Origin of the sequence: Sulfitobacter sp. CW3, from assembly GCF_019392245.1 — a bacterium.
Taxonomy (GTDB): domain Bacteria; phylum Pseudomonadota; class Alphaproteobacteria; order Rhodobacterales; family Rhodobacteraceae; genus Sulfitobacter.
The window spans coordinates 1-556 of record NZ_JAHXRL010000029.1; the positions used below are offsets into that span (position 1 = coordinate 1).

At 67.8% G+C, this 556-nt stretch carries 1 pseudogene; it reads left to right on the top strand.

The annotated features are described in order from the left end of the window. Positions 1-86: 86 nt before the first annotated feature. Positions 87-556, top strand: a pseudogene (locus tag KZZ06_RS20070) (hypothetical protein); the annotation flags it as partial.

A 556-nucleotide genomic window follows, 5' to 3' on the forward strand; every position in this document is an offset into this window, starting at 1 on the left:
TGCCCCTAAGTGTCCTTCAATCCGCGCGCACGTTCGCCCGCGATGTCGCCCGAGGCGTTCGTCGCCGTGGTGTCCGAACGCTTCGGTTGGCAAGCCTATGGGCCGCCCTGGCCCTGACGGCTCCCGCTGGCGCCACCGGCGCGGAGCTTTTCGCGGTCCCGACCCCGGACAGCTACCCGGAGAGCGTCGCCCTCGGCCCCGACGACGCCGTGTGGTTCACGGAGAAGCAAGGCAACAAGATCGGGCGCCTGGCGCCGGACGGCCGATGGGACGAGTTCCCCGTCCCTACTCAGGACAGCCGGCCCCAGGGCATCGTCGTCGGTCCCGACGGAAATTTCTGGTTCACCGAGAACCGCGGCAATAGGATCGGACGCGTCACGCCATCGGGCGGGATCACAGAATTCCCGCTCCCGACGCCCGGGAGCTATCCCTTCGGCATCACGTCGGGTCCCGACGGTGCCCTGTGGTTCACGCTGTCCGGGACCAATCGCATCGGCCGCATCACCGTCGATGGACAGGTGAGCGAGTTCGCCCTGGCAAGGACGCAGACTCCTTA